Here is a 24,453-nt window from a genome sequence, read left to right on the forward strand (position 1 = left end):
AGCCGCGCATTCTGGTGCTTGCCCCTGTCCCGGGCGGAGCCCCGCCTGCCGCGCCCCGCGCCGGCTTACGGTCGGGCCGTGACTGAAGATGCAGCGGACTCGGATGTCCTTGTAGTCGGATACGGCCCCGTGGGGCAGGTCCTGTCGATCCTGCTGGCCCAGCACGGCTGGCGGGTCACCGTCGTGGAGAAGTACCTGGAGCCCTACAACCTGCCCCGGGCGGTCTCCTTCGACCGTCACGCCGGCCGCATACTCGGCACGATCGGCGTGGCCGACGCGCTCTTCCCGGTCAGCGAGCCGACCAAGGACTACGTCGTGGTCAACGGCGAGGGCCAGACGCTGATGCACTTCGAGCTGAACCAGGACGAGCGCTACCGCTGGCCGGAGGCGACCTCGTTCTACCAGCCGGGCCTGGAGTCCGCCCTTGTCGGGCGCGGCGACCAGCTGAGCGACCTGCGCGTGCTGCGCGGCTACGAGGCCGTCGACCTGACCGAGAAGGACGACTCCGTCCACCTGACGGTCCGGGGGGAGGCCGGTGAGCAGGTCCTGACCGCCCGCTGGCTGGTCGGCTGCGACGGCGCCAACAGCTTCGTACGCAACCACCTGGGCGTCCCGGTCTCGGCCTCCGACTACGCGGCCGACTGGATGGCCTGCGACGTCATGCCGCACGACCCCGAGGAATTCCCCTCGCAGAACATCCAGGTCGCCGACCCGGCGCAGCCCCGCGTCGACCTCTCGGCCGGACCCTCGCACAGCCGCTGGGAGTTCATCCGGCTGCCCGGCCAGTCCTTCGAGGACTTCGACACGGTCGAGAACGCCTGGCGCCTGCTGACCCACTTCGGGGTCAGCCGGGACAACGCGACGCTGCAACGCTATGTCGCCTACACCTGCCTGGCCCGCAACGCCGACCAGTGGCGCTCCGGGGGACCCGGCCGGGTCTTCCTCGCGGGCGACGCCGCCCATGTGATGCCCCCGCACGCCGGCCAGGGCATGTGCACCGGCATCCGGGACGTGGCGAACCTGGCGTGGAAGCTCCACCTGGTCCTCGCCGGTTCGGCCGGTGAGACCCTGCTCGACTCGTACGAGGCGGAGCGCCGCCCCGACGCCCAGCGGACCATCGACATGTCGGTGAACCTCGCTCAGCTGATCGGCATGGTCGACCCCTCCGTCGCCGGCTACCGCGACAGCGCCCTGCTCGCCGTGCGCGGCTCGGACGACGCCCCGTCCCGCGACCCGGAGGCGTTCGCCCGCCCCGGGGACGACGCGCTGAAGAACGGCCTGTTCCACGCGGGCGCGGACGGCCTCTTCACCGGAGCGGACAGCCGGATCGTCCCCCAGGCCCGCACCAACCGTCCGCAGGCCGGCGAACTGTGCGGCGACACCCTCGTGCTGCTCAGCACCGAGGACCCGGGGACCCTGGTGGACCCGGCGCTGGCGGACCGTCTGACCGCACTGGGCGGCTCGATCGTCCACCTGACCCCCGAGGTCGACATCGACGGCACGTACACCGCCTGGCTGACCGAGGAGGTCCGGGCACCCGCCGCCCTGATCCGCCCCGACTTCCACGTCTACGGCGCCGCCCGCACCCGGACCGAGATGACGGACATGCTGGACACGCTGCTCACGGGGGTGTCGGGGCGGAGCTGAGCCGGGTCAGTAGTCGCTGTTCATCGCGGCACGCACCTCGCCGAGCGTGCGGTCGGCAACGGCGTTGGCCCGCTCATTGCCCTCGCGCAGAATCGCGCGGAGGTGGGCGCGGTCGGCCGCGTACGCCTTCCGGCGGGAGCGGATGGGCGCCAGATACTCGTTGACCGCCTCGGTCACGGTCCTCTTGAGCGCGGCGGACCCGGCGGAGCCGATGCCGGCGGCGACCTCCTCGGGCGTCCGGTCCTGGCACAGGGCCGCCAGGAGGAGCAGGGAGGACACCTCCGGGCGGCCGGCCGGATCGTAGGAGACATGGCGCTCGGAGTCGGTCCTGGCCCCCTTGATCAGGCGGGCGGTCTCGTCGGCACCGGCGGCCAGCGTGATGGCGTTGCCGCGGCTCTTGCCCATCTTGGCGCCGTCCGTGCCGAGCAGGAGAGGCGCGTTCGACAGCAGGGCATCGGGCCGGGGGAGGACGACGGAGCCGGAGCCGTAACGGTCGTTGAAACGGCGGGCGATGGTCCGGGTGAGTTCCAGGTGCGGGAGCTGGTCCCTGCCGACCGGCACCAGGTTGGCCTTGCAGAAGAGGATGTCGGCGGCCTGGTGAGCCGGGTAGGTGAACATCAGGCCGCTCACGGAGGACTGCCGCGAGTGGGCGATCTCGTCCTTCACGGTGGGATTGCGTTCGAGCTCGGCGACGGAGACCAGGCTGAGGAAGGGCAGCAGCAGTTGGTTGAGTGCCGGGACGGCGCTGTGCGTGAAGATCGTGCTGCGTGCCGGGTCCACGCCGATGGCCAGGTAGTCCAGGACCAGATCCTCGACGTGCTCGCTCAGGTTGTCCGCGACGTCGCGGTCGGTCAGCACCTGGTAGTCGGCGATGATCACATACATCTCCACGCCGAGGTTCTGGAGCCGTACCCGGTTGTGCAGCGTGCCGAAGTAGTGGCCGAGATGCAGGCGCCCGGTCGGGCGGTCTCCGGTCAGCACCCGGAATCGCCCGGGGTCCCTGGCGATCTGCTCTTCGAGCAGCGCACCGCGGTCCTGAGCCGCGGACACCCCGAGCGGGTCGGCGCATGCGGCGGTGTGGTCCTCGGTGGCTGCGGTCCGGTGGGCGGTGGTGTTCATCGGTGTCTCCTGGCGGGTCGAATGTCGCCGTCACGACGGCACGGCCCTGATCCAGGGGACACAGAAAACGGGCCGTCCGTCCGAACGGCCCGTCTGCGTGCGTGAGTGGTGGCCGCTCCTACGAGGAGCGCCACCAGCTCAGACACGACGAAAGATGCATGCCGGCACTCTACCGGGCTCCTCCGGGACCCGCAGGCCCATTACGTCACGGCGCTCCGGATGCCCACGGTGATGAGGACCGCCGCCGTGGCCCTGGCGGCGGTTCGCTTGAAGCGGGGCCGGCGCAGTGCGTGCGAGGCGCGCAGGATCAGAAAGGTCCAGGCGGTGAGCCAGAGCGCGATCAGCAGGGCGTGGGCGGTGGCCAGGGTGAGGATCTGGCCGCCGAACGGCTGGTGGGGCGCGATGAACTGGGGGACCAGGGTCAGGTAGATGGCCGCCGCCTTCGGGTTGAGGACGTTGGCGAGCAGCGCCTGGGTGAAGACGGAGTCCGCTCCCTTCGGCAGGCGTCGCCGGGCGGGGGCGGGAGCGTTCGCTCCGGCACCACGCCACGTCCACAGGCCCAGACCGATGAGGTAGACGGCGCCGACGACCTTGACGGCGGTGAAGGCCACGCTGGACCGCATGACCAGGGCCGAGAGGCCGGCCACGGCCAGGGCGGCGTGGATGTACAGGCCGGTGACGGTGCCGAGGACGACGGGTAGCGCCTGGCGGCGGCCACTGTCGGTGACGTGCTGGACCAGCAGCGCCAGGCTGGCCCCGGGGGTGGCGATCAGGGGGAGGAGCGCCACCAGGAACCCGGCGACGGCGTAGGGATGGACCACGGTGCCTCCGGTTCGTACGCGCGGGAGGGATTCAGAGCACGACGCGGTAGTGGGTGGTCAGGCGCCGGTCGTCGTCCAGGACGTGGAAGGCGAGGCCGGGCGGCTGGTCGCGGTCCGCGGCCTCGTCGCCCTCCCAGGGCATGCGCAGGGTCCAGGTGGTGGCCGGTCCGACGATCAGGGGACGCCCGGCGAAGGTCGAGGCGGCAGCGGTGTGGGCGTGGCCCGTGAGGACGGCGGCGACCCGGGGGTGCGCGTCGAGCAGCCCGGCCAGCTGTCCGGGCTCTTCGAGCATGTACGAGTCGGGCAGCGGGTGATGGAGCGCGACCGGCGGCTGGTGAAAGGCGATCAGCGCCGGCCGGCCCTGCGGAAGTGCGGTGAGCGTGCTGTCGATCCAGGCGAGCGTCTCCGCGTCGAGGCGCCCCTCGTCACGCCCCGGGATGGTGGAGTCGCACATCAGGATGGTGGTGCCGCCGATGTCGTGGGCCCGGTTGACGGGGCCGGGTCCGGGGGCCTCCCCGAGCAGGGCCTTGCGGTAGGCCGGTCGCGCGTCGTGGTTCCCGGGGCACATGAGTACGGGGAAGTCGGCGGCCAGGATTCGAGCCGCCTCCTCGTACTCGGCCTCCTCGCCGTGGTCCGCGATGTCCCCGGTGACCAGGAGTGCGTCGACCGGGCGGGGGAGGGCTCGTACGTGGTCCATGACGCGGGTGGCGCGCAGGGTCGCCCGCTCGCTGCCGTCAAGGTGCAGGTCGCTGATGTGTGCCAGCAGCAGTGTCATTCCGAGGTCTCCTCCTGAGGCGGAGTCAGGCCGCCCCCCTGTGCCGGCCGGTGTCGCCACCGGGCCGACTTCTAACGGAAGTTTTTCGTTTACCGTTAGGGACCATAGGGTGTGCGAGAGATGTGATCAAGTGGTCGCCGACCTGACCGGGCGAGAAAGGGGACGACGCCGTGGAGCGATGGCTGGCACTGGAACTGGCGAGCACGATCCGCCATGACGGAGACGGCGGTGTCGCCGACGACCTCGCCACGGTCCGGGGGACGACGGACTGGATCAGGAAGCAGGGGCCTCTGCTGGCCGGACACGTTCCGGCCGGAGGGCTCACGGCGGACGAGGACCTCCGGCTCGGGATTATCGACCTCCGGCAGGCGGTCCGAGCGCTGTTCGCCCGCCTGGTCAGTCCCGCTCCCCCCAGCCCGGCGGACGCCCACCGGCTGATGCCCGCCGACCGGGCGATGGACCGCCTCAACACGGCTGCCGCGCGGGAACCGGTCGCCCCGCAGCTGTACTGGCCCGACGGCCGAGCCCCCGCCGCCCGCCTGCTGACCGCGGAAGAGGACCCGTACGTCCGGCTCGTCGCGGCCCTGGCCCGAGCGGCCATCGACTTCCTCAGCGGCCCGCAGAGCACGCGGCTGCGCTCCTGTACCGCGCCGCGCTGCGTGCGCTACTTCGTCAAGAGCCACGGTCGCCAGGAGTGGTGCAAGCCGTCCTGCGGCAACCGCGCCCGAGCGGCCCGCCACTACCGGCGCCGGCGCACGGCGGCCGACGACGGGCCCGCCCCGTCCTGACCGCCCGGAGAGCCCGAAAAAGGGGCGAGCGCTTCGACGAAGTCCGCGACTACGCTCCTCGGCATGCTGAACCACGTTCCGTTGAACGATGCCCTGCGCTCCGCCATAGGCACCCCCGACCAGGCCGAACTGCTCGACAGCAGCCCCCGGTCACGGGTGTGGTGGGTGCGGCCCGACGACCGCCCGGCGGTGATCGTCAAGCAGATCACCGACGACGGGGACGCGAGCGCCGACGCGGACACGCGCTTCGCACGCGAACTCGCCGGGCTGAGCCTGGCCGGCCGGGCCACCGGGCCCGCCGTGGCCCCCGCGCTGCTCGGCACGGACCCGTCCGCGCGGGTGATGGTCCTGGAATACGTGGAGGACCTCGGCGAAACGGCCGACTGGATGCCCGGATACGCCGAGTCGCTCGCCCGGCTGCACGCCCTGACCGGGCCCGCCGACGCGGGCGCGCTCCCGGCCGCGTCGGGGCCCACGGCCGCCGACGCGGAGTCCTTCCTCACCCTGGCAAGGGCGCTCGACGTGCCCGTACCGTCCACCGTTCCGGACGAACTCGCCGGTCTCCTGGAACGGTTGGACCCCAGCGGCCACCACGCGCTGCTGCACGGCGACCCCTGCCCCGGCAATGACCTGCGCACCCCGGACGGCGTCCGCTTCGTCGACTTCGAGCGAGCCTCGCTCGGCAACGGCCTGCTCGAACTCGCCTACTTCCGCATCGGCTTCCCCACCTGCTGGTGCGCCATGTCGGTCCCCGCGGTCCCGCTCGCCGAGGTCGAGGACATCTACCGGAGCACCTGGCGCGGCCTCACCGGCAAGGACGTACCGGGTGACCTCGCCGACGCGTGCGCGGGCTGGCTGATCCAGGGCGACGCTCTGGTCGAGCGGGCCCACCGGGGGACGGCTGACCAGCTCGCCCGGGTGCCCACCGAGGACTTCGAGTGGGGCTACACGTCCGCCCGCGAGCGACTCGTCCACCGCCTGGGCGTGGTCGCCGGCCTGACCCGCGACCACGACCACCTCCACGCCACCGGCCGCCTCAGCTCCGCCCTCGCCGACCGCCTCCTCGAACGCTGGCCCGGACTGCGCCCCCTGCCGACGCCGGACGCCCGGCCCTGGTACTAGGCCGTGTCGCACGCGCGCATCGCACCGGCCGCCATGGCCGACTTCCACCAGGTTCTCGCCGACCACCACCGCTACTGGGGAGCCCGCGACCTGCGGTCGCTGCATCTCGCGGCGCTGGTGCGGGAGTTCGGTGACACCTGCCTCGTCGCCCGGGGCGAGGACGGCATTCACGGGTACGTCATCGGGTTCGTGACCCCGGCCGGCACCGGGTACGTTCACCTGATCGCCACCCGGGACGACGTCCGGGGCACCGGCCTCGGACGTCGCCTGTACGAGGCGTTCGCCGATGCCGCGCACCGCCACGGCGCACTGCGGCTGAAGGCGATCACGTCGGTCGGGAACGCGGGCTCCCTCGCGTTCCACCGGAGCCTGGGTTTCGAGGCGACGGTGGTCGACGACTACGACGGTCCCGGGCGGGCCATGGTCGTCTTCCACCGCGATCTGCCGCTGGGCTGAGCCGCACCGCCGGCCCCGCGGTTCGGCCCGAGCGGGGCCGGCGTCACGCCGGGCGCGCTCTCCTCCACAGCAGCGTGACCGCGACAGCGCCCGCCAGGCACGGGATCAGCCCGGCCCAGCCCAGCTCCGGCGGAAGGCCGGTCGCGCCGGAGGTGTCCTTGATCAGCAGCCCGGTCAGTCCGGTCGCGGCGCCGGTCACGAAGACCGCGGTCGCGACGGCGGGGGCCCACCGTTTGCCCGCCTTGACGGTCCAGGCCGTCGTGAGCCAGGCCAGGATGCCGAGCACCCCGATGACGGTCGAGACGACCAGGTAGGTGGTGACGGCCGAGTCGACCTGTGCCTGGGAGTAGTCGGGGTAGCCCGCGCGGATGTGATCGGCCAGCAGGTGGGTGGTGCCGCGGTCGGCGTACGGGGCGATCGTCGCGAGGACGGTGAGGGCGAGGCCCGCGTACATCGCTGCGAGCGGCCCTCGTGCGGGGAGTGGACGGGTCATCAGGGTGCCTCTCTCGTGGGTTCCCGAGTCACTGCGCCAGCGTCATACGGAGGAAGGCGAGGATCTCCGCCTGAGCGGCGTGCGCCTGCGGTTCGACGCCGGGCAGGGTGAGGAACGCGTGCTGCGCTCCGGAGTATTCGGAGAGCCGCACCGAGGTCCCCGCCTCGTGCAGCCGCTCGGCGTAGCGGCGGCCGTGGTCGGCCGCCGCGTCCAGGGTCGGCACCACCACGAGCGCCGGGGCGAGCCCGCTCAGGTCGTCGGCGTACAGCGGCGAGACCGCGCGGGCGTCGGCCCCGGGCGGGACGGCGAGCCGCTGGAACAGCTCCAGCTGCGGCAGAACCGGCGTCGGGCTGTACGCGTACTCGGCGACCGAGGGGTAGTCGAACATCGTCCCGGTCACATCGACGGCCGGGTTGACCAGCACCTGTGCCCTGAGCTCCAGCCCCGCCTCCCGGGCCCGGACGGCCGTCAGCGCGCTGATCAGCGCGCCGCAGCTCTCGCCGAACACGGCCACGCGTGCGGGGTCGACGCCCCACTCCTGCGCGTGCGCCACCACGTGCCGGAGCACGTCCCAGCCGTCGTCGGCGGCGTCCGACAGCGGGGTGCCGGGAGCGAGGAGGCGGTGCTCGACGGAGACGACGAGGGCGGGCAGCCGGGCGGCGAGGTGGCTGTTGGTCCAGTCGCACTGCACCGCCGTGCCCACGAAGCTGCCTCCGTGGACATGGACCACGAGCGGCAGCGGGCCGGTTCGGGCCTCGGTGCCGTCGTCTCCCGCCGGGGCCGGGCGGTGGACCCGGACGGGCAGGTCGCGGCCCGGCAGTTCGACCGTCTGCCAGGAGATCTCGGCGCCGGCGTCCGGCTCTCCCAGGAACGCCCGCGCCCCGCTGGAGGCCCGGAAGCGGTTCTCCGCGTCGCGGTAGGCGAGCAGTTCCTCGGTCGTGATCGCCGAGAAGTCCGGCTCGGGCGGCCGCGCCGCGGCGGTGGTCTCGCTCATGTGTTCTTCTCCCCTCCCGGCGGCATGCCGGGTGTGTCGTATGACCGGACAGCGCAATGCCCTCATTATGCACGCACCGCGTGCAACGGCAAGTGCATGAATGAGTGCATGGCTGAGTGCAACACCGAGTGCATGAGTTAGGGTGAGTCCGGACGAGAGGGGCGCGATGACTGGCCGACGGCGATGGTCGACCGAGGAGATCCTGGACACGGCGGAGGAGCTGCTGCGCACGGGCGACGCCGAGTCGTTCAGCGTGCGCAGGCTCGCCGCGGCGCTCGGGACCGACTCGTCCAGCCTCTACCGGCACTTCCGCAACAAGACCGAACTGCTGCGCGCGGTCGCCGACCGCGTCCTGCTGGCCGCCATGGACGGCTACCGCCCCGAGGGCGACTGGCGGCAGCGCGTCATGGCCCTGGCCCTGCGCCTGCGCGAGGCGTTCGGCGAGCAGCCCCAGCTCGCCGCCGTGTGGGGGCGCTACGCCTCCGGCGGCACCGGGGCCCGGCTGGTCATGGAGGAGGTGTTGCAGGCATTGCGCGCGTCCGGCCTGCCCGACGAGGAGATCCCGGCGCGCTACCACCGCCTCGTGATCCTCCTCGCCGCGCTGCTCGCCTCCGAGGGCGGCATCGGCACCATCACCCCCACGGAGTACGAACAGGGCCAGGAGCAGTTCCGCGTCGCGGTGCTCGGCGCCGACCCCGAACGCTTCCCCGCCCTGGCCCACTTCGCCCGCGACGTCCGCCCTCTCGGAGCGGACCGCGGCGCCGCGTTCGAGGAGATCCTCGCCGCCCACCTGGACCACATCGAGGCCCGGATCGCCTGACGGGCGCCACGCCCGCCCCGTACGGGCGGGGCCCGCCCCCCCCCACCGAGCCGGGGCCGGGCACGCCCCGTCATGAGGGGCTGGGCGACACCTCCTCCGGCTCGCGCCGCGAGGCCCGGTCCTGCCGGGGGAGCAGGAGCGGAGTGGCCAGGATGAGCAGGCCCGCGGCCATGAGCGCGGTGCGCGGGCCGGTGGCGCCGGCGAGCAGTCCGGCCAGCGCGGTGAGGACGGCGACGGACGCCTGCTGCCCGATCGACCAGGCCGTCAGGGTGCGGGCGACGAGAGGCCCGGGAGTCTGTTCGAGGCGGTACGTGGCGAGCACCGGGCTGTACAGGCTCATGCTGACGATGATGGCCAGTTCGACGGCCATCACGGTGACGAGGCCGACGACGCCGGGGCGGACGAAGGCCAGACCGATCAGCCAGACGGCGCGCAGCGTGCCGACGGTCCGGAAGATCCGGTCCCGGCCGTAGCGGGCGACGACACGGCGGGCCAGCCGGGAGCCGATGAGTCCGCCGAGGCAGGGGGCGGCGAAGGCGAGCCCGTACTGCCAGGGCGGGAAGCCGAGTTGGCGGAGCAGGAGCACGGCGAGCAGCGGTTCGGTGGCCATGATCAGACCCGCGACGAGGATCTGGTTGAGGTAGAGGGACCGTAGGCCGGGATGGCTCATGATGTGCCGCCAGCCGTCGAGCAGCGCGCCCGCCCGGCCCGGACTCCGGCCGGCCCGCTCCGGCGCTTCCTCCTCGCCGCGGATCGCGGTGACGCCCAGCGCGGACAGGAGGTAGCCGAGGGCGTCGGCCACGACGGTGGTGACCGGCCCGAACACACCGATCGCCGCCCCGCCCAGCGGCGGCCCCACCGCGATGGAACTCCAGTTCGTGGACTCGAACCGCGCGTTGGCGACGAGCAGGTCCTCCGGCCGGACCAGGGCCTTGAGGTACGCGCCACTGGCCGCGCCGAACGCGATCTTCGCCGCGGCGACCACGGCCGAGATCACCAGCAGCTGGACGAAGCCGAGCCGGCCGAAGGCATAGGCCACCGGGATCGACGCCATGGCCGCGAACCGGACCAGGTCCATCCCGATCATGACCGGGCGCTTGCGCCGGAACTCCACCCACGGCGCGAGCGGCACCGCGATCAGCGCCCCCACCGCCGGGCCCACCGCGGACAGCGCGGACACCTCGGCGGGCCCGGCGTGCAAAACCATGACGGCGATCAGCGGCAGGGCCCCGAACCCCAGCCCGGACCCGTACGCGCTCGCCGCGTACGCCGCCCACAGCCAGCCGAACTCCCGGCCCAACGCTCTTGCGCCCACCACACCTCACCCGGACAACCGGAAATTGACCCGAGCGAGCTAATCGCTCAGAAGAACACCAGGTCAAACAACCAAAGAGGCCGCTGCCCACAACCAGGGGTTGTTCACTAAGCTCGCTCTCCGTGGACCTCCAAGCAGTACGAACCTTCGTCGCCGTCACGGAAGCGGGCGGGTTCCACAAAGCCGCCGCCGACCTGTCGGTCACCCAGCAGGCCGTCTCCAAGCGGATCGCCGCGCTGGAGCAGACCCTCGGCGTCCGGCTGTTCACCCGCGCCCCGCGCGGCGCCGCGCTCACCATCGACGGCCGGGCGTTCCTGCCCCACGCCCGCGAACTGCTGCGCGCGGCCGAGCGCGCGAGCGCGTCCGTATCCCCGGGCCGCCGCCCGCTGCGCGTCGATGTGATCGCCTCGCGCACCGCGCAGTCGAGCCTGATGCGCGGATTCCACGGCGCGCATCCCGAGATCGTCCTCGACGTGATGATGCTGGTCAGTATGGACACGGCCGTCGCCGCTCTCCTCTCCGGCGAACTCGACGCGACGTTCCGCGCGGTCGCGGCCCCCGGCCGCCCCCTGCCCGACGGCATCGAGTCCGTACGGGTCCTGGACGAACCCCTCCAACTCCTCACCGGCCCCGCCCATGCCCTGGCGGACGCCCCCTCGGTCACCCTCGCCGGCCTCGTCGGCCACCGCGTCTGGATGCCCGGCATCGCCCCCGGCACCGAGTGGGGCGCCTACTACGACGACCTCGTCGCCGAGTTCGGCCTCACCATCGAGGCGACCGGCCCGAACTTCGGCTCCGACGCGCTCCTGGACACCATCGCGGACACCCCTGCCCTGGCCACCTTCATGGGCGAGCACTCCCGCCTCATCTGGCCCGCCGGCCACGGCCTGCGTCGCATCCCGGTGACCGGCCCGGCACCGGTCTACCCGCACTCGCTCCTCTGGCACCGCGACAACCCCCACCCCGCGCTGGCCGCCCTGCGTACCCACCTCGCCGCGACGACGGCCGACCACGACGCGGCAGGGACCTGGGTCCCGGACTGGGTGCCCCCGCGCTGAACGGCCCCTCCTGCCGGACCTGTTCGGACGCATCGGCCTGCCGCGAAAGGGCATGCGCACAATTGTCCGAGCGATAGGTTCTGTGCCATGCACGCGCTCGCCGAACCGGCCACCGCCGTCCCGCGCCCCGCCGTCGACCCCGGGAGGCCCGCCGTATGAGCGGCGCGGTGATACGCCGCCTGACCGGCGCCGAACTCCTCGCCCGGCCGCGGGACGTGCGCCGGGTGTACGCGGAGGCGTTCGCGGGCCCGCCCTGGTTCGAGGACGCCTCGGCGGCCGACGGGTTCATCCGCCGGCTGACCGGCGACGTCACCCGGGACGGCTTCACGGCGGCCGGTGCGTTCCGGGGCGACAGCCTGGTCGGACTGGCCACCGCCTGGACCACGCCCGCGCCGTTCCCCGCCGACCGCTCCTACGCGCAGGTCGCGGCGGCCTTCGGGGCCGACCGTACGGCGCGGTGGCTGTGCGGGAGCCTCGAAGTCGACGAGCTCGCCCTCGCCACGGCGGCGCGCGGGCAGGGAGTGGGCGCGGCCCTTCTGGACGCGGTGGTCGCCGGCGCCCCCGGGGGCAGGTGCTGGCTGCTGACCTCCGGCCGGGCCCGTGACGCGATCGGCTTCTACCGGCGTGCGGGCTGGGTCCAGGCCGTTCACCCCGCCGGCGACGGCACCGGCATCGTGGTCTTCCTCGGCCCCCGGCACCCGGCCCGTACCGCCGCCGGCTCCCTCTGACGCGGCAGCCGCGCCAGGCGCCGCGGCCCCGTCCGCTCAGTGGGCGAGGCGACGGGGCGCGAGCGGCAGGGGCGGGGTGAGGACGGGCTCCAGGAGCTGCGCGAGCTGCCGGCGTTGATGCGGTTCGAGCCGGTCGGTGGCCGGGGCCATGGCGTCCCGGGCCTCCGCGTACAGCCGCTCGGTGAGTTCGCGTCCCGCGTCGGTGATCAGGACGATCACGGCGCGCTTGTCCTCGGGGCTGGCACCGCGGGCCAGCAGGCCCCGGCGTTCGGCGCGGGCGATGAGGCCGGACAGGGTCGACTTGTCCAGGCCGAGAAAGGTCGCCAGGTCGCTCATGCGGGGCTGCCGGTCGCGCAGGATGCCGAGCACGCGCAGCTGGGTGAGGGAGAGGTCGTGCTCGGCGCCGATCCGCGTGAGCACCCCCATGATCTGAAAGGCGCTGCGGCCCAGGGCGTCCAGCAGGGCGTCTGTGGAGTCATCGGGAGCCATGGCGACCACCCTACTTGACATTGTTGGCATTACAAACAACTCTGGTATTGATTGGTAATGCAAACCAACCGTCCGACCAGGGAGTTTCTCATGCACGCAGCAGTCATCACGGCGTACGGCACCCCGCCCGCCTACCGCGAGCACCCCGAACCCGTGGCCCGGGGCGAGCACGAGATGGTCGTGGACGTCCTCGCGGCGGGCCTGCACCACCTCACCCGCTCCAAGGCCAACGGCACCCACTACTCGGCCTCCGGCGTCTTCCCGATCGTGCCCGGCGCCGACGGCGTCGTACGCGACCCCTCGGGGCGCCTGCGCTACGCGGCCCTGGACGACACGGACCTGGGCACCTTCGCCGAACGCACCGTGATCGACGTACGCCGCAGCGTCGTCCTGCCCGACAACGCGGACCCGGTGCGGATCGCCGCCGCGATGAACCCGGGCATGTCCTCCTGGGTCGCCCTGCGCCGCCGCATCGTCTTCGAGAAGGGGCAGCGCGTCCTCATCCTCGGCGCCACCGGCAGCGCCGGACGCATGGCCATCCAGATCGCCAAGCGGTTCGGCGCGGCGGAGGTCTTCGCCGCCGGGCGGGACGCCGCCAGGCTGGAGCCGCTGACCGGCCTCGGCGCGGACCGCGTCCTCACCTTCGACTCGATCGCCGCAGCCGCCGACGCCGACGTCGTCCTCGACTTCGTGTGGGGCGAGCCCGCGGCGGACGCCATGATCCCCCTCCTCACCGCCCGCGCCGACCGCTCGGTGCCGCTGACCTGGGTGCAGATCGGCTCCATGGCGGGCGCGTCGGCCCCGGTGCCCTCGGCGGCGCTGCGTGCGGCCCGGCTCCAGATCGTGGGCAGCGGCATCGGATCACTCTCCCCCCGCGACATCCTCGCCGAACTCCCGGAGCTGGCCGAGGCGGTGACCGAGGGCGCCCTCGACGTCCGGGCCCGTCCCGTGTCCCCGTCCGGTATCGCCGAGGCGTGGAACGACCACCGGACCGACGAACGCCTCGTCTTCGTCCCGTAGGCCCTTCACCGTCTGCGGGAGACTCCCAGCTCGATGAGGTAGCGCTTGGTCACCCGGCCGCCGTAACTCCCGTCGATCAGGCCGGCGATGGACGCCAGCAGTCCGTGCCGGGCGGCTTCCGGCAGGGCCCGGTGGCCCGAGTAGGTCCGCAGCACGTCCAGATACTCCGAGGTGGTGTACGTGAGGTCCTGCTCGTAGCGGCGGAAGACCGTGGGCGCGAAGCGGCCGCTTCGCGCCACCTCCCGGGCATGGTCCGCGTTGTCGACATCGGCGGTGGCGGGCGGCCGCGTCCCGGGCTTCGTGCCCGGGTCGAAGCGTTCGTAGCAGCGCTGGACCTCGACGAAGAACTCCTCGGTGCCGCCCCTCACATGCTGGGTACGCACCACGGCGAGCGCCCCGCCGGGACGCAGGGCGTCGGCGGCCTTGGGCACGCGTGTCGCCGGGTCGATCCAGTGGAACGCCGTCGCCGCGAGAACCGTGTCGAACGGCTCCGCCGGCAGCGGCCAGCTCTCGAACTCGGCCGCCACCACCTCCACGGCCGAAGCTCCCGCCAGGTTGCGCCGGGCGACCGCGGCCATGCTCGCTCCCGCCTCGACCGCCGTGATCCGGCAGCCCCGGCCGGCCAGGGGAACCGTGGCCTGGCCGGTCCCGCAGCCCAACTCCAGTACGCGGCTGCCGGGACGGGCCCCGGCGAGTTCCACGAGGTCGTCGTAGAGCGACGGCGGGTACCCGGGCCTGGCCCGGTCGTACAGCTCCGCGTCCTCGTCGAACGTCTGTCGCAGGCGCTCCCGCAGGGAGTCCTCCGGGCTGTCGTCGCGAGGCGCGGGCGTGGTGGTTTCGGGCATGCGGAGCAGATTAGAGGACGCCCGCGCGTGTCAGACGGTGCTCGTGGGCTGCCCGGCCGGTCGGCCCGCTTCGCCGGAACGGTCTGCCGGCGCCCGCGCAGGGCGTCGCGCTTCCCGGGACGGTGAGCCAAAGAAGGACCGCAGGCGGCCATCGGAGGGGCTACGGACGTCCGCCGTGCCGGAACCACTCCGGCGCCAGGACCGACATCACCGTCGCGTCCACCCGCTCGCCCTCCCAGAGCAGCGCGTCACGCAGCACCCCCTCGGCGACGAACCCCGCCTTCTCGTAGGCGCGGCGGGCCCGCGGATTGAACGCGTAGACCTCCAGCGAGATGCGGTGCAGCCCCAGCGACTCGAAGCCGTACCCGAGGATCAGACGGGTCGCCTCCGTCCCCAGACCGCGTCCGTAGCTGCCGGGCACCAGGAAGATGCGGAAGTTGCAGCTCTCGTTACCCGGGTCCCAGCCGTTCAGGACCACCTCGCCGACAACGTTGCCCGTCACCCGCTCGACCACCGCGAGGTCCAGCCGGTCGTCCTGCTCCGCGCGGCTGCCGTACCAGGCACGCAACCGCCCCTCGTCGAGCACGCCGTCGGGATGGCTGCCGGTCAACCGTGACGCCTCCGCGTCCAGGAACATCGGCATCAGCGCGGCCACGTCATCCACCGTGACGGGCCGGAGCAGCACCTGTTCCCCGCTCAGCGACGGCTTCTCGCGGAAGTCCGGGCGGGGAGCATGTCGAACGTGATCGGCCATTTCCGCATTGTGTCCGACCGGTCCGCCCGGTGTCCTCCCGATATCCGGGGCGCCTCGCCTCCGTGCCCTCGCTGTTCTCCGGGGCGGGGCCGCGGCCCGCCTCTGCCGCGCCCCCGCCCTCACGGCAACTCGTCCAGCCGGTCCACGCACAACTCGTACCCGCTCTCCGCGTGGACCTTCGACCAGCCCGCCGGCACCGGGGCCGCCGCCGGCCACAGGGCGCGGCGGCCCGAGGGGTCGCAGAGGACGACGAACGTGACCGGGGCACCGGCGAACGGGTCGTCGGGGGCCGGGCCTTCGAGGACCATGAGGCTGCCGTCCGCGTCCAGCCGGGCCGCCCGGCCCGTGCGCCACATGCGGGCGCCGGCCCGGGACGGGCCGGCGAACGGGTCGGGCAGGAAGCGTTCACCGGTCGCGGCCGGGGAGCCGGCGTAGCCGAGGGCCACGCCCGCCCCCGCCACGTACAGCGCACCGACCGTGCCCGGGGCCACCGGCCGCAGCCGGGCGTCCAGGACATAGGCCCGGTAGCCCGGGGCGGGCCTGGCCGCTCCCGTACCCCGGTGCTCGACCACCAGGTGGCCCTCGGCCCAGCCGCCGCTGATGATCAGCGACATCCGCTCCTCGCGGGCGAGCGCGACCAGCGCCACCAGCACCTCGTCACTGCCGCCGAGCAGCATCCGGGCGTCGCGCTCGCGCAGCCAGCGCAGTAACTCCTGCGGTACGGCGTGCCGCAGGGAACGGTCCGGGACGTGCACCCGGGCACCCCGCACCAGCGCGCCCAGCAGGCCGATCGTGGCGTCGGCGTCCGGGTAGCCGCGTACCAGCCAGGCGGCGTCGACCGGCTCGGCCAGCGTCGCCGCGACGACCGGTCCGCCGCCCACCACCGTCGCACCGCCCCCGCCCGGCGACCCCGCCGCACCGACCGCCCACAGCACCGGGTCGGCCGTGCTCAGCGGGCGGGTACGGTCCGTGTCCAGCAGCGGCCACCTCCCGTCGGCGGGCAGCAGATCGGCGGCCTCGTCACGCACCAGGCGGGCCGCACCCGGTGTCCGGTCCAGCAGCAGGTCGGCGGTCTCGTCCAGCAGCACCGCCACCGGCCGCACCGAACCGGGCAGCCGCTGCGCGGGATCGACCGGCACGCACGCCGCCCCGGTCTTCGCGATGGCGAGCACGGCCACCGCGAACCCGGTCGGCGAGGACAGCGCGGTCACGACCGTGGCCCCGGGGCCCGCGCCATGGGCGACCAGGGCGTGCGCCAGCAGGTCGGAGCGCGAGTCCAGCTCCGCGTAGTCCATGACCGGGACGGCCGGCCCGCCCGGATCACCGGACCCGTCGCAACCGAGCGGGGCACCGTCCGTGTCATCCGCGCCGCTCACCCCGCCCGACCCGATCGCACCCGACAGCGCCACGGCCTTCGGCGCGCACCGCACCCGCTCCGCGAACAACTCGGGCACCGTCGTCGCGGGCAGCTCGTGGCGGCCCGCCTCCCACACCCCGCCCCGGTCCGCCGGCCGCCGGGCCGGCACCAGCGCGCTCAGCACCGCGTCCGGACGGTCCAGGGCCGCCGCGAGCAGCGAGACCAGCCGGCCCGTCAGCGTGGCGGCCACCGTCTCGCCGACCGCCTTGCGCCGGTACGTGGTCGTCAGGGTGATGCCCGCCGGCGCGCCCTCAACGCTCTGCCGCTCCGTCAGGGTGAAGCCGACATCGGTGGCCGGCAGGGCGAGACCGGCGCGTTCCGGCTGCACCGTGAGCGGACCCGAGGCGAACCGGCCGGCCGTCGTGTCCTGGAGGACGGCGAGAGCGACGCCCCCCACGCCCGCGAGAGGAGCGTCGGCGCTGCGGTAGGCCGCCAGGTCCCGCTTGCGCACCCGGCGCACCAGCTCGCTGAACGCCGGATCGCCCGAGGCGTCCACGGTCAGCGCCAGCACCCGCCCGTACGCGCCGACCGCGCCCCGCAGTGTGACGTTGTCGCGGGCCGGGACCGGGGCGGCGACGGTGATCTCACCGGTCGTGCCCAGCTGGTGCAGTACGGCGGTGAGCGCGGCGTGCACCACCATGAAGACCGTGGCCCCCCGCGCGGCAGCGAACCGGGTGAGCCGCGCGTGCAGGGCCTCGTCCAGGTCGAGGTCCAGGCGGCCGGGGGCCGTGTCGAAGCCCGCGGAGCCGCTGCCGGGCAGCTGGGTCGGTGCCCGGTCGCCATGCGGGGCACGAGGCGCGTACCGCACGATGTCCCGGACCGGCGAGGGGGTGCCTCCGGCGGCCAACTCCTGGTAGACGCAGGCCAGATCGGCCGCGAGCGGCAACTGCGACCACAGATCCACATCGGCGGCGGGCAGCGCCAGCTCCAGCCGGTGGTCGTCCGGTCCCAGGGACCTCAGTCTGGTCCCGGCGTTCCCGGTACGGGAGTTGCGCAGCGCCCCGTACCGCCGGCCCAGGACGGTCAGCGCCCTGTCCAGCGTCCGTACGTCCAGCGGTCCGCGCAGCCGGAACACCAGCTCGACGCTTTCCGTACCGGACGCGCCCGTTTCCGACTCCGACGCGGACGGGTCCGGTCCGATCGCGGTGGCGGGGGCCTCGCCCAGCAGCGCGGACAGCGCGGCCGGGGTCGGCGCGGCGTGGAGCGCGGCCGGATCGGCCGGGCCGCTGCCCAGGGTCTCGCGCACCCGGTCCAGCAGCCGGGCCGCCGCCGGCGTGTGCCCGCCCATGCCGAAGAAGTCGCAGTCGGCGCCGATCAGCCCGCGCGGCAGCCCCAGCACCTCGGCGAACAGGTCCCGCACGATCTCCTGGACGGGTGTGCCCGGAGGCGTCCCGCGCGAAGCGCCCGCCGCCGGCCCCGGCGCGGGCAGGGCGGCGCGGGCGGCCGGGGGCGGGACGGTCAGGCGGGCGCCCGCGGCCAGCGCCGGCCAGATCTCGGCCGCGCTCGCGGCGGACGCGGGGCTCGCGGCCTGCGCGACGACCTCGTCCCGGCCGGGCCGCAACGCCGCCCCGGGCCGCAGCAGTTCGTCCAGCGCCCGATGCGGTACGACGACCCCGGCCGCCGGGCCGTCACCGGGCCCGGAGGCGTAACAGACGTACGCAGGGTCGTCGCCGGAGCACGGGACGCCCCCGCCTCCGGCCGGCGCACCGCTGTCGGAGCCCGCCGGGCGCGGGCCGAGAACGGCGGCCGGCAGCCCCGCGTAGTCGGAGGCGTCCGCGGCCTCGGCCAGCACGGCACGGGCCGCGCTGTCGCGTACGACGAACCGGCGGTGCGCGAGCGGATCGGCCGGGTCGAGCGCCACGTACGCCGCCCCGGACCGCAGGACGGCCAGCAGCGCCGTCACGAGCCGGGGGCCGGGCCGCAGACTCGTCGCCACCCGGTCGCCCCGGCCGATGCCCCGCGCCACGAGGGTCCGGGCCAGCCGGTCGGCCGCCCGGCTCAGCTCACGGTAGGTCAGGGAGACCTGGTCACCCGGGTGTCCGGGGGCGTGAACGGCGATCGCGTCGGGGCGTGCGGCGACCTGCTGTTCGATGAGACAGGAGAGGGACATCGTTGGCGCGCTCCTTCGACAGCGGCTTCCGTCTTGGCAAGACATTGCCAAGACGTTGGCAGAAAGCGCTCGAAGGATTCTCCGGACCGGCTTGAGTCTCGCCTTAGTCGCAGGTCGGAGTGAGTGCGAAAAGGTCGTGCGGGCCCGCCGATGTTGCCAGGACGCCGGATGGAGGCGAAGGCGGGAGCGGTCCCCGCGCCGCCGCTCCACCCGCGCTCCGGCGGCTCTGTGGCGATGCTCATGCCGACGTACGGCATCCTCGGACCCACGACACACGGGTCACGACGACCGGGGGTCCCCCTCCGCAGCCCGCCCGGTCCTGCCCGAGCGGGCTGCGCCGTGCGGATCTGTCGCACCCCCCGCGCCGTACGAGGTCCCCTCCGCGACCGCCCGCGGCCGGCTCGACGCCTTTCAGCCGGCCCGTACGCCGTGGCGCGCGGCGAAGGCGAGCAGGGGCGCGGCGACCCGCGGCGGGTCCTCAAGGATGGGGGAGTGCCCCAGCCCCGGCAGCAGCTCCACCTCCGCGCCCGGAACGACGCGGTAGTCGGCGGCGGACGAGGAACGCCATCGGCGGTCGTCCGCACCGAAGAGGACCAGCAACGGCACGCCGAGCACCGCCAGCCGGTCCGGCAACGCCCGCTGCTCCAGATACGCACGGGTGCCCGCCATCGTCGCCGTGAACGTATGGAAGGTCATGGCGCGCACCTCGTCCAGCAGCGCGTCCGGCACCCGGTACCCCGGCCGGCTGAAGCCCGTGCCCGCGAACTGCCGCAGCTGCTCGTCGCTCGGCGGCCACTGCGAGGGCCCGGCCGCGCCGGACCCCTGGGCGATGAACGCGCCCAGGCCGGGCCCGGTGTTGATCAGGACCAGGCCGGACACCAGCTCGGGCCGCTGCTCGGCGAGCGCGGTGGCGGCCACCCCGCCACTGGAATGCCCCACCACCACGGCCCGCCCGACACCGAGCCGGTCCAGCACCTCACCGGCCCGGCGCGCCTGGTCCGGGATCGTGTAACGGCCGTCGTCCGGTTTGGCCGACCGGCCGTGCCCGAGCAGATCGATCCGTACGACGTGATGGGCCCCGGCCAGCAACGGAACCAGTGCGTCCCACGAGCGCGCCGAGGACGCGGACCCGTGGATGAGCAGAAGCGCCGGGGCGTCACGCCGCCCGTCCTGGCACACATGGATGTCGCCGTCGCCGGGCGCCGGCGACGGGAAAACAGAGGTCTCGGAAGCAGTCATGGACCCACTGTCACCGCCGCCCGCGACGAGGTATTGGACGAATGTTCCCGGCGCCCGGCGCCCTCGTGGTTCTCGTAGCATGGAAACGTGCACACGTTCACGCACGGAACGGCCGAGTGGGACGTCGCCTGCCCGCGACGGCCCAGCCGGGTGGCGGGAGTCACCATGGCCGGGTTCCGCGTGCACGACCTGGACGCGCTGCGCATGGTCCCCCACCCGAACGTGACCCTGCTCCTCGAATTCGGCGCCGGTTCCCCGGTTTTGGACTCAGCCCCCGGGGCACAGCAGCGCGGAAGCCTCGTCGCGGGCCCCGGGCTCGGTTCCGGGGGCGCGGTCCGGGTGCGCGGAGAGAACGTCGAGTGCGTACAGGTGCGCCTCTCGCCGGTCATCGCCCGCGCGGTGCTCGGCGCCTCGCCCGCCGAACTCGACGGCGCCGTCGTACCGCTCGGCGACCTGTGGGGCCGCGAGGCGTCCCGGATATGCGAGCGAATCGGTGAACTCCCCGGCTGGCAGGCCCGCTTCGCGCTGGCGGACGCGCTGCTGACCCGCCGGTACGCGGCGGGGCCGGCGGTGGACCCGGAGGTCGCCTGGGCCTGGCACCGCACCCTCACCGGCCACGGCCTCGTCCGGGTCGAGGATCTCGCCGCCGAGGTCGGATGGAGCCGCAAGCGCCTGTGGTCCCGCTTCCGCTCGCAGCTGGGCCTGCCGCCCAAGAGCGCCGCGAAACTGGTCCGCTTCGACCACGCCGCACACCGCCTGGTCGCGGGCGAGGCCGCGGCCCGGGTGGCCGCCGACACCGGCTACGCCGACCAGTCCCACCTGCACCGCGACGTCATGGCGTTCACCGGATCCACCCCCGCCACCGTGGCCGGTGAACCGTTCCTCGCGGTGGACGACCTGGCCTGGCCCGGCCGCGCGGCCCGGTGAACGGGCCCGAGCCGGACCGGGGTCAGGGTGCGGGCCGGCCATATCCACGTCCGGACGGACCCTCGTCCCCTACCGTGAGGACGTGCATCCCTTCTCACGCTCCTGGGCGGCGCTGCTCGCCGCCGTCGCCGGTCTCCCGGACGAGGACTTCGCGCAGCCCTCGGGCTGTGCGGGCTGGCTCGTGCGGGATCTGGTGTGCCACCTGGTCATCGATGCCCAGGACGTCCTGATCACCCTGGTCACCCCGGCCGAAGCGGAACCCACGGCCGACGCGGCCGGCTACTGGGACCTCCTCGCCGAACCCCCGGCCGGTGACGACCCGCTCGACGCGCTGATCCCCCGGCTCGCAGCGGCGTACGGCGAGCCGCGGTGGCTCAAGTTCCACCTGGACGACGTCGGTTCGGCCGCGGGCCGGGCCGCCGCACTCGCGGACCCCGCCGCCCGGGTCTCCACCCAGGACAAGGTGCTCACCGCCGGCGACTACCTGTCGGCGTACGTCCTCGAGTGGACCCTGCACCACCTCGATCTCGTCGCGCATCTGCCGGCGGCCCCCGCGCCGCCCGCCGAGACCCTGGCGGTGGCGCGCACCGCGCTGGAGGATCTCGCCGGTGCCGCGTTCCCCGCGTCGTTCCCGGACGCCGACGCGCTGCGGATCGGCACGGGGCGGCGTACGCCGACCGCCGCGCAGACGGCGGAACTGGGCGCACTCGCGGCGAGGCTTCCGCTCATCCTCGGCTGACCGCGCCCGGCCCGTCAGCCCTGAGCCGGCCCCGTGCCGGCGTCCAGGATGCCGTCGACGCCGTGCAGGAACGTCTCGGAGACCAGCGCCGGGTCGGAGAGGCAGCCTGCGGCCATCGCGCCGTCCCGGAGCATGACGAAGTGGCGGCCCGCCGCGTCGGCCGGTGTGCGGCCGGCCTCGGCCATCAGTTCCGTGACGGTTTCCAGGAACCACTGCCGGTGGGCCAGGACCGCTCGGTGGACGGGGTGTTCCGGGTCGGGGTACTCGGCCGCCGCGTTGAGGAAGGCGCACCCGCGGAACCCGGAGGACCGGATGCCCTCCACGATGGACCGGCCGACGGCCCGGACGGTGTCGGCCGGTGCGAGGTCCTGGGCCCGGATGGCGGCGACCTGCCCGCGGATGCCCTGGTCGGCCTGCTGGAGGTAGCAGAGGATCAGCTCCTCCTTCCCCTTGAAATGCCGGTACAGGGTCGCGCGGGTGACCTGGGCCTCCGCGATGATCCGGTCGACGCCGACGGAGTGAATCCCCTCCGCGTAGAAAATCCTGGTCGCTGTGTCGAGCAGCCGGGACCGAGCCTCCGACGTGCTCCCGGCCTGTGTGCGCGCGCTCATGGGGACACCGTAACAGCCGATGAGGGAGAACGTTCGGTCTTGACAGGGGGGTGCGGGCTCCCTTAGATGGAAAGGGAGAGAGACCGAACGTTCTCCCTCGCATCGATTCCAGCGCCCCTCGCGGCACCCGCTCCCGTCGAAAGGCCCGCCATGAGCACTCGTACGAACACCCCGGCCGCCACCCCCGCCCCGGTCGTCGCGAACATGTCCGGCACGCTGCGGCCCCTGTACTTCCTGCGCTTCGCGTTCGCCCTCGCCTGGGCCGCGCTGCTGTTCACCTCGGCGGACGGCCTGGGCGCCCTGAGCACCACGCTGCTGGTGGCCTACCCCCTGTTCGACGTCGGGTGCGCGGTCGTGGACATCAGGTCCGCCAAGGCCGGCCGGGGGCCGGTGCGGGGGCTCTACGCCAACGTCGCGCTGAGCACCCTCACCGCCGCAGGCCTGGTCGCCGCCGCCGGCCACGGCATCCCCGCCGTGCTGCGGGTCTGGGGCGCCTGGGCCATCACCGCGGGGCTCGTCCAGCTGATCGTCGGCATCCTGCGGCGCGGTATGGGAGGACAGTGGCCGATGATCGCCAGCGGCGCCATCTCCACCCTGGCCGGAACCTCGTTCATCGCCCAGGCGGGCAAGGGCGACGCCTCGCTGACGACCCTGGCCGGCTACGCGTTCCTCGGCGGCGTCTTCTTCCTCGTCTCCGCCATGCGCCTGGGCCGTACGAACAGCCCCGCGTGAACGGCGGCACGCCTCCCGCGCCCGGCTACCGGAAGCAGGCGATGACCAGCGGAAGGTCCTGCAGCCACGTGCGGAGCAAGGACGCCCTGCGGGCCCGGACCGCCTGCTGGTGGAAGGTGCCGTCGTGGAGGCGGACGGTCACCCAGAGGTACTTCTGGGGCGCCGCCCCGTATTCGACCGAGCTGATCCGGTCCCAGCCGAACTGGAAGTACCGCACGTCCGACTCGAAAGCGACACCATCGGCATCGATCAGGACCGCCGCGGTGGCGTCCGTCGCCGTGAAGACGACGTCGTCCACCGGTCCGGGCGCCGGGTCGGCCGCGGGATGGGCCGGGGGATAGGCCGGCGGGAACGGCGGCGGCGCGAGAGCGGTCGGCGGCAGGGACGGGGGGACCGCGTCCACCGGAGCCGGCGGCACGGCATCCACCGGGGACGGCGGCACGGCGTCCACCGGGGCGTACGTGCCCGGAATCGGCGCGAACAGGTCCAGCAGCGCTTCCGGGCCGGGCCGCTCGGCGGGGTCCTTGGCGAGGCACGCGAGGAGCGCGGGCCGCAGACCGGACGGCACCGAGGACAGATCGGCCGGCTCGTGCACCGCGCGATACATCAGCCCCATCGGCGTACCCCCGCCGAAGGCACTGCCCCCGGCGGCGGCGACCAGCACGGCCCCGAGCGCGAACACGTCGGCCGCCCCGGTGACCCCCTCGCCCATGGCCTGCTCGGGGGCCAGGAACCCCGGGGTCCCGAAGGCCATGCCGGTGGAGGTCAGGCGGGTCGACTCCATGGCCCGCGCGATGCCGAAGTCCAGGACCCTCGGGCCGTCGGCGGCCATGATGATGTTTCCGGGCTTGAGGTCCCGGTGCACCAGACCGCAGCCGTGGATCGCCGCGAGCGCCTCGGCCAGCGCCGCCCCCAGCTGCCGCAGCCGCTTCTCGTCCATCGGCCCTTCGGCGGCGAGGAGGGCGGACAGCGTGGGCCCGGGGATGTAGGCCGTGGCCAGCCAGGGGGACTCCGCCTCGGGATCGGCGTCCACCACCGGAGCCGTATGGAAACCGCCCACCCGGCGGGCGGCCACGACCTCCGCGCGGAAACGCGCCCGGAAATGCGGATCGGTCGCGAGCTCCGGCCGCGCCACCTTCACGGCCACCGGACGCCCGCCGCGCGAGCGGGCCAGATAGACCGTGCCCATACCGCCGGCCCCCAGCTCCCGCTCCACGGCATAAGCGCCAACGCGCTCCGGCACACCCACCCGTCCACCCCGTACGTCATGCGCCGCCTGCGGCCCGCCCTGTCCTATCGCGCATCAGTATGACCGGGCGCCCCGTCACCACCGCCACAGGGCGGCCCGCCGCGAGGACGGGGCGCGTATCCACCGCCCTCGGGACCGATCGTGACGTGCCGTCACGGGGCGGACGCGCGGGGTGGTGGTTCGCC

Annotated in this window: 24 protein-coding genes; 11 read left to right on the forward strand and 13 right to left on the reverse strand. The window is 73.8% G+C overall.

Annotation, left to right across the window (positions count from 1 at the left end; all coding sequences use genetic code 11):
- Positions 1-78 precede the first annotated feature (78 nt).
- The gene (locus B082_RS36470) at positions 79-1,647 is read left to right on the forward strand and encodes a bifunctional 3-(3-hydroxy-phenyl)propionate/3-hydroxycinnamic acid hydroxylase (protein WP_037710752.1); all 1,569 of its coding nucleotides are present in this window, start codon (positions 79-81) and stop codon (positions 1,645-1,647) included.
- Between the two features lie 6 nt (positions 1,648-1,653).
- Here B082_RS36470 and trpS read toward each other — a convergent pair whose 3' ends face one another.
- The 3 genes from trpS to B082_RS0123780 all read right to left on the reverse strand — a co-directional run bounded on the left by trpS (position 1,654) and on the right by B082_RS0123780 (position 4,362).
- Positions 1,654-2,766 carry a tryptophan--tRNA ligase gene (trpS, locus tag B082_RS0123770; protein WP_018554303.1) on the reverse strand — a complete coding sequence of 371 codons (1,113 nt, stop codon included), beginning with the start codon at positions 2,764-2,766 and terminating at the stop codon, positions 1,654-1,656.
- A gap of 200 nt (positions 2,767-2,966) precedes the next feature.
- Complete coding sequence (locus B082_RS0123775; RefSeq protein ID WP_018554304.1) at positions 2,967-3,587, reverse strand: LysE family translocator; 621 nt, start codon at positions 3,585-3,587, stop codon at positions 2,967-2,969.
- Positions 3,588-3,618: 31 nt separating this feature from the next.
- Positions 3,619-4,362, reverse strand: a complete 744-nt coding sequence (locus tag B082_RS0123780) for a metallophosphoesterase (protein ID WP_018554305.1) — start codon at positions 4,360-4,362, stop codon at positions 3,619-3,621.
- A gap of 170 nt (positions 4,363-4,532) precedes the next feature.
- Here B082_RS0123780 and B082_RS0123785 point away from each other — a divergent pair, with 170 nt between their 5' ends.
- The 3 genes from B082_RS0123785 to B082_RS0123795 all read left to right on the forward strand — a co-directional run bounded on the left by B082_RS0123785 (position 4,533) and on the right by B082_RS0123795 (position 6,728).
- Positions 4,533-5,150 carry a CGNR zinc finger domain-containing protein gene (locus B082_RS0123785; protein ID WP_018554306.1) on the forward strand — a complete coding sequence of 206 codons (618 nt, stop codon included), beginning with the start codon at positions 4,533-4,535 and terminating at the stop codon, positions 5,148-5,150.
- A gap of 63 nt (positions 5,151-5,213) precedes the next feature.
- Positions 5,214-6,272, forward strand: a complete 1,059-nt coding sequence (locus tag B082_RS0123790; protein WP_018554307.1) for a phosphotransferase family protein — start codon at positions 5,214-5,216, stop codon at positions 6,270-6,272.
- A 33-nt stretch (positions 6,273-6,305) separates the two neighbouring features.
- A complete protein-coding gene (locus B082_RS0123795; RefSeq protein ID WP_051094674.1) occupies positions 6,306-6,728 on the forward strand; it encodes a GNAT family N-acetyltransferase in 423 nt (140 codons plus the stop codon).
- Between the two features lie 43 nt (positions 6,729-6,771).
- Here the strand turns inward: B082_RS0123795 and B082_RS40005 are convergent, their stop codons facing one another.
- Together B082_RS40005 and B082_RS0123805 are read right to left on the reverse strand one after the other, a co-directional pair.
- Entirely contained in the window at positions 6,772-7,221 is a 450-nt protein-coding gene (locus B082_RS40005; protein WP_026250131.1) for a hypothetical protein, read from the reverse strand.
- A gap of 28 nt (positions 7,222-7,249) precedes the next feature.
- A complete protein-coding gene (locus tag B082_RS0123805) occupies positions 7,250-8,215 on the reverse strand; it encodes an alpha/beta hydrolase (RefSeq protein WP_018554310.1) in 966 nt (321 codons plus the stop codon).
- 166 nt (positions 8,216-8,381) lie between these two features.
- On the opposite strand from B082_RS0123805, the gene B082_RS0123810 reads away from it, so the two are divergent.
- Positions 8,382-9,035 (forward strand): TetR/AcrR family transcriptional regulator, encoded by a 654-nt coding sequence (locus B082_RS0123810; protein WP_018554311.1) that lies wholly within the window; start codon positions 8,382-8,384, stop codon positions 9,033-9,035.
- A 70-nt stretch (positions 9,036-9,105) separates the two neighbouring features.
- Here B082_RS0123810 and B082_RS0123815 read toward each other — a convergent pair whose 3' ends face one another.
- Positions 9,106-10,353, reverse strand: a complete 1,248-nt coding sequence (locus B082_RS0123815; RefSeq protein WP_026250132.1) for an MFS transporter — start codon at positions 10,351-10,353, stop codon at positions 9,106-9,108.
- Between the two features lie 119 nt (positions 10,354-10,472).
- On the opposite strand from B082_RS0123815, the gene B082_RS0123820 reads away from it, so the two are divergent.
- Both B082_RS0123820 and B082_RS0123825 read left to right on the forward strand, forming a co-directional pair.
- Positions 10,473-11,408, forward strand: a complete 936-nt coding sequence (locus tag B082_RS0123820) for a LysR family transcriptional regulator (protein WP_018554313.1) — start codon at positions 10,473-10,475, stop codon at positions 11,406-11,408.
- 155 nt (positions 11,409-11,563) lie between these two features.
- Positions 11,564-12,136, forward strand: a complete 573-nt coding sequence (locus tag B082_RS0123825; protein WP_018554314.1) for a GNAT family N-acetyltransferase — start codon at positions 11,564-11,566, stop codon at positions 12,134-12,136.
- Between the two features lie 36 nt (positions 12,137-12,172).
- Here B082_RS0123825 and B082_RS0123830 read toward each other — a convergent pair whose 3' ends face one another.
- Entirely contained in the window at positions 12,173-12,625 is a 453-nt protein-coding gene (locus tag B082_RS0123830) for a MarR family winged helix-turn-helix transcriptional regulator (RefSeq protein ID WP_026250133.1), read from the reverse strand.
- 90 nt (positions 12,626-12,715) lie between these two features.
- Here B082_RS0123830 and B082_RS0123835 point away from each other — a divergent pair, with 90 nt between their 5' ends.
- The gene (locus tag B082_RS0123835) at positions 12,716-13,645 is read left to right on the forward strand and encodes a quinone oxidoreductase family protein (protein ID WP_018554316.1); all 930 of its coding nucleotides are present in this window, start codon (positions 12,716-12,718) and stop codon (positions 13,643-13,645) included.
- A 5-nt stretch (positions 13,646-13,650) separates the two neighbouring features.
- On the opposite strand, the gene B082_RS0123840 is transcribed toward B082_RS0123835, so the two are convergent.
- From B082_RS0123840 to B082_RS0123855, 4 genes are all read right to left on the reverse strand, one after another.
- Positions 13,651-14,490 carry a class I SAM-dependent methyltransferase gene (locus tag B082_RS0123840; protein WP_018554317.1) on the reverse strand — a complete coding sequence of 280 codons (840 nt, stop codon included), beginning with the start codon at positions 14,488-14,490 and terminating at the stop codon, positions 13,651-13,653.
- Positions 14,491-14,650: 160 nt separating this feature from the next.
- Complete coding sequence (locus tag B082_RS0123845) at positions 14,651-15,244, reverse strand: GNAT family N-acetyltransferase (protein ID WP_026250134.1); 594 nt, start codon at positions 15,242-15,244, stop codon at positions 14,651-14,653.
- A gap of 119 nt (positions 15,245-15,363) precedes the next feature.
- Positions 15,364-18,771 carry an AMP-binding protein gene (locus B082_RS0123850; protein ID WP_020573036.1) on the reverse strand — a complete coding sequence of 1,136 codons (3,408 nt, stop codon included), beginning with the start codon at positions 18,769-18,771 and terminating at the stop codon, positions 15,364-15,366.
- Positions 18,772-19,182: 411 nt separating this feature from the next.
- Positions 19,183-20,010: an alpha/beta fold hydrolase gene (locus B082_RS0123855; protein ID WP_026250135.1), complete on the reverse strand. Its 828-nt coding sequence runs from the start codon at positions 20,008-20,010 to the stop codon at positions 19,183-19,185.
- 87 nt (positions 20,011-20,097) lie between these two features.
- On the opposite strand from B082_RS0123855, the gene B082_RS0123860 reads away from it, so the two are divergent.
- Both B082_RS0123860 and B082_RS0123865 read left to right on the forward strand, forming a co-directional pair.
- Positions 20,098-20,937 (forward strand): AraC family transcriptional regulator, encoded by an 840-nt coding sequence (locus B082_RS0123860; protein WP_018554320.1) that lies wholly within the window; start codon positions 20,098-20,100, stop codon positions 20,935-20,937.
- An 82-nt stretch (positions 20,938-21,019) separates the two neighbouring features.
- Positions 21,020-21,676: a maleylpyruvate isomerase N-terminal domain-containing protein gene (locus B082_RS0123865; RefSeq protein WP_018554321.1), complete on the forward strand. Its 657-nt coding sequence runs from the start codon at positions 21,020-21,022 to the stop codon at positions 21,674-21,676.
- 14 nt (positions 21,677-21,690) lie between these two features.
- Here B082_RS0123865 and B082_RS0123870 read toward each other — a convergent pair whose 3' ends face one another.
- Complete coding sequence (locus B082_RS0123870) at positions 21,691-22,287, reverse strand: TetR/AcrR family transcriptional regulator (RefSeq protein ID WP_018554322.1); 597 nt, start codon at positions 22,285-22,287, stop codon at positions 21,691-21,693.
- Between the two features lie 150 nt (positions 22,288-22,437).
- Between B082_RS0123870 and B082_RS0123875 the strand changes: the two genes are divergently transcribed.
- Positions 22,438-23,019: a hypothetical protein gene (locus B082_RS0123875; protein ID WP_018554323.1), complete on the forward strand. Its 582-nt coding sequence runs from the start codon at positions 22,438-22,440 to the stop codon at positions 23,017-23,019.
- 25 nt (positions 23,020-23,044) lie between these two features.
- On the opposite strand, the gene B082_RS0123880 is transcribed toward B082_RS0123875, so the two are convergent.
- Entirely contained in the window at positions 23,045-24,262 is a 1,218-nt protein-coding gene (locus B082_RS0123880) for a protein kinase domain-containing protein (RefSeq protein ID WP_037710771.1), read from the reverse strand.
- Positions 24,263-24,453: the final 191 nt, after the last annotated feature.

This window comes from Streptomyces sp. ATexAB-D23, from assembly GCF_000373645.1.
GTDB lineage: Bacteria > Actinomycetota > Actinomycetes > Streptomycetales > Streptomycetaceae > Streptomyces > Streptomyces castrisilvae.

Bases quoted from the DNA above. Each gene is read 5' to 3' on its own strand.
- B082_RS0123850 (WP_020573036.1), bottom strand. From the start codon at position 18,771: ATGTCCCTCTCCTGTCTCATCGAACAGCAGGTCGCCGCACGCCCCGAC.
- B082_RS0123805 (WP_018554310.1), bottom strand. From the start codon at position 8,215: ATGAGCGAGACCACCGCCGCGGCGCGGCCGCCCGAGCCGGACTTCTCG.
- B082_RS0123870 (WP_018554322.1), bottom strand. From the start codon at position 22,287: ATGAGCGCGCGCACACAGGCCGGGAGCACGTCGGAGGCTCGGTCCCGG.
- B082_RS0123845 (WP_026250134.1), bottom strand. From the start codon at position 15,244: ATGGCCGATCACGTTCGACATGCTCCCCGCCCGGACTTCCGCGAGAAG.
- B082_RS0123830 (WP_026250133.1), bottom strand. From the start codon at position 12,625: ATGGCTCCCGATGACTCCACAGACGCCCTGCTGGACGCCCTGGGCCGC.
- B082_RS0123835 (WP_018554316.1), top strand. From the start codon at position 12,716: ATGCACGCAGCAGTCATCACGGCGTACGGCACCCCGCCCGCCTACCGC.
- B082_RS0123855 (WP_026250135.1), bottom strand. From the start codon at position 20,010: ATGACTGCTTCCGAGACCTCTGTTTTCCCGTCGCCGGCGCCCGGCGAC.
- B082_RS40005 (WP_026250131.1), bottom strand. From the start codon at position 7,221: ATGACCCGTCCACTCCCCGCACGAGGGCCGCTCGCAGCGATGTACGCG.
- B082_RS0123780 (WP_018554305.1), bottom strand. From the start codon at position 4,362: ATGACACTGCTGCTGGCACACATCAGCGACCTGCACCTTGACGGCAGC.
- B082_RS0123790 (WP_018554307.1), top strand. From the start codon at position 5,214: ATGCTGAACCACGTTCCGTTGAACGATGCCCTGCGCTCCGCCATAGGC.
- B082_RS0123840 (WP_018554317.1), bottom strand. From the start codon at position 14,490: ATGCCCGAAACCACCACGCCCGCGCCTCGCGACGACAGCCCGGAGGAC.
- B082_RS0123875 (WP_018554323.1), top strand. From the start codon at position 22,438: ATGAGCACTCGTACGAACACCCCGGCCGCCACCCCCGCCCCGGTCGTC.
- B082_RS0123810 (WP_018554311.1), top strand. From the start codon at position 8,382: ATGACTGGCCGACGGCGATGGTCGACCGAGGAGATCCTGGACACGGCG.
- B082_RS0123825 (WP_018554314.1), top strand. From the start codon at position 11,564: ATGAGCGGCGCGGTGATACGCCGCCTGACCGGCGCCGAACTCCTCGCC.
- trpS (WP_018554303.1), bottom strand. From the start codon at position 2,766: ATGAACACCACCGCCCACCGGACCGCAGCCACCGAGGACCACACCGCC.
- B082_RS0123795 (WP_051094674.1), top strand. From the start codon at position 6,306: ATGGCCGACTTCCACCAGGTTCTCGCCGACCACCACCGCTACTGGGGA.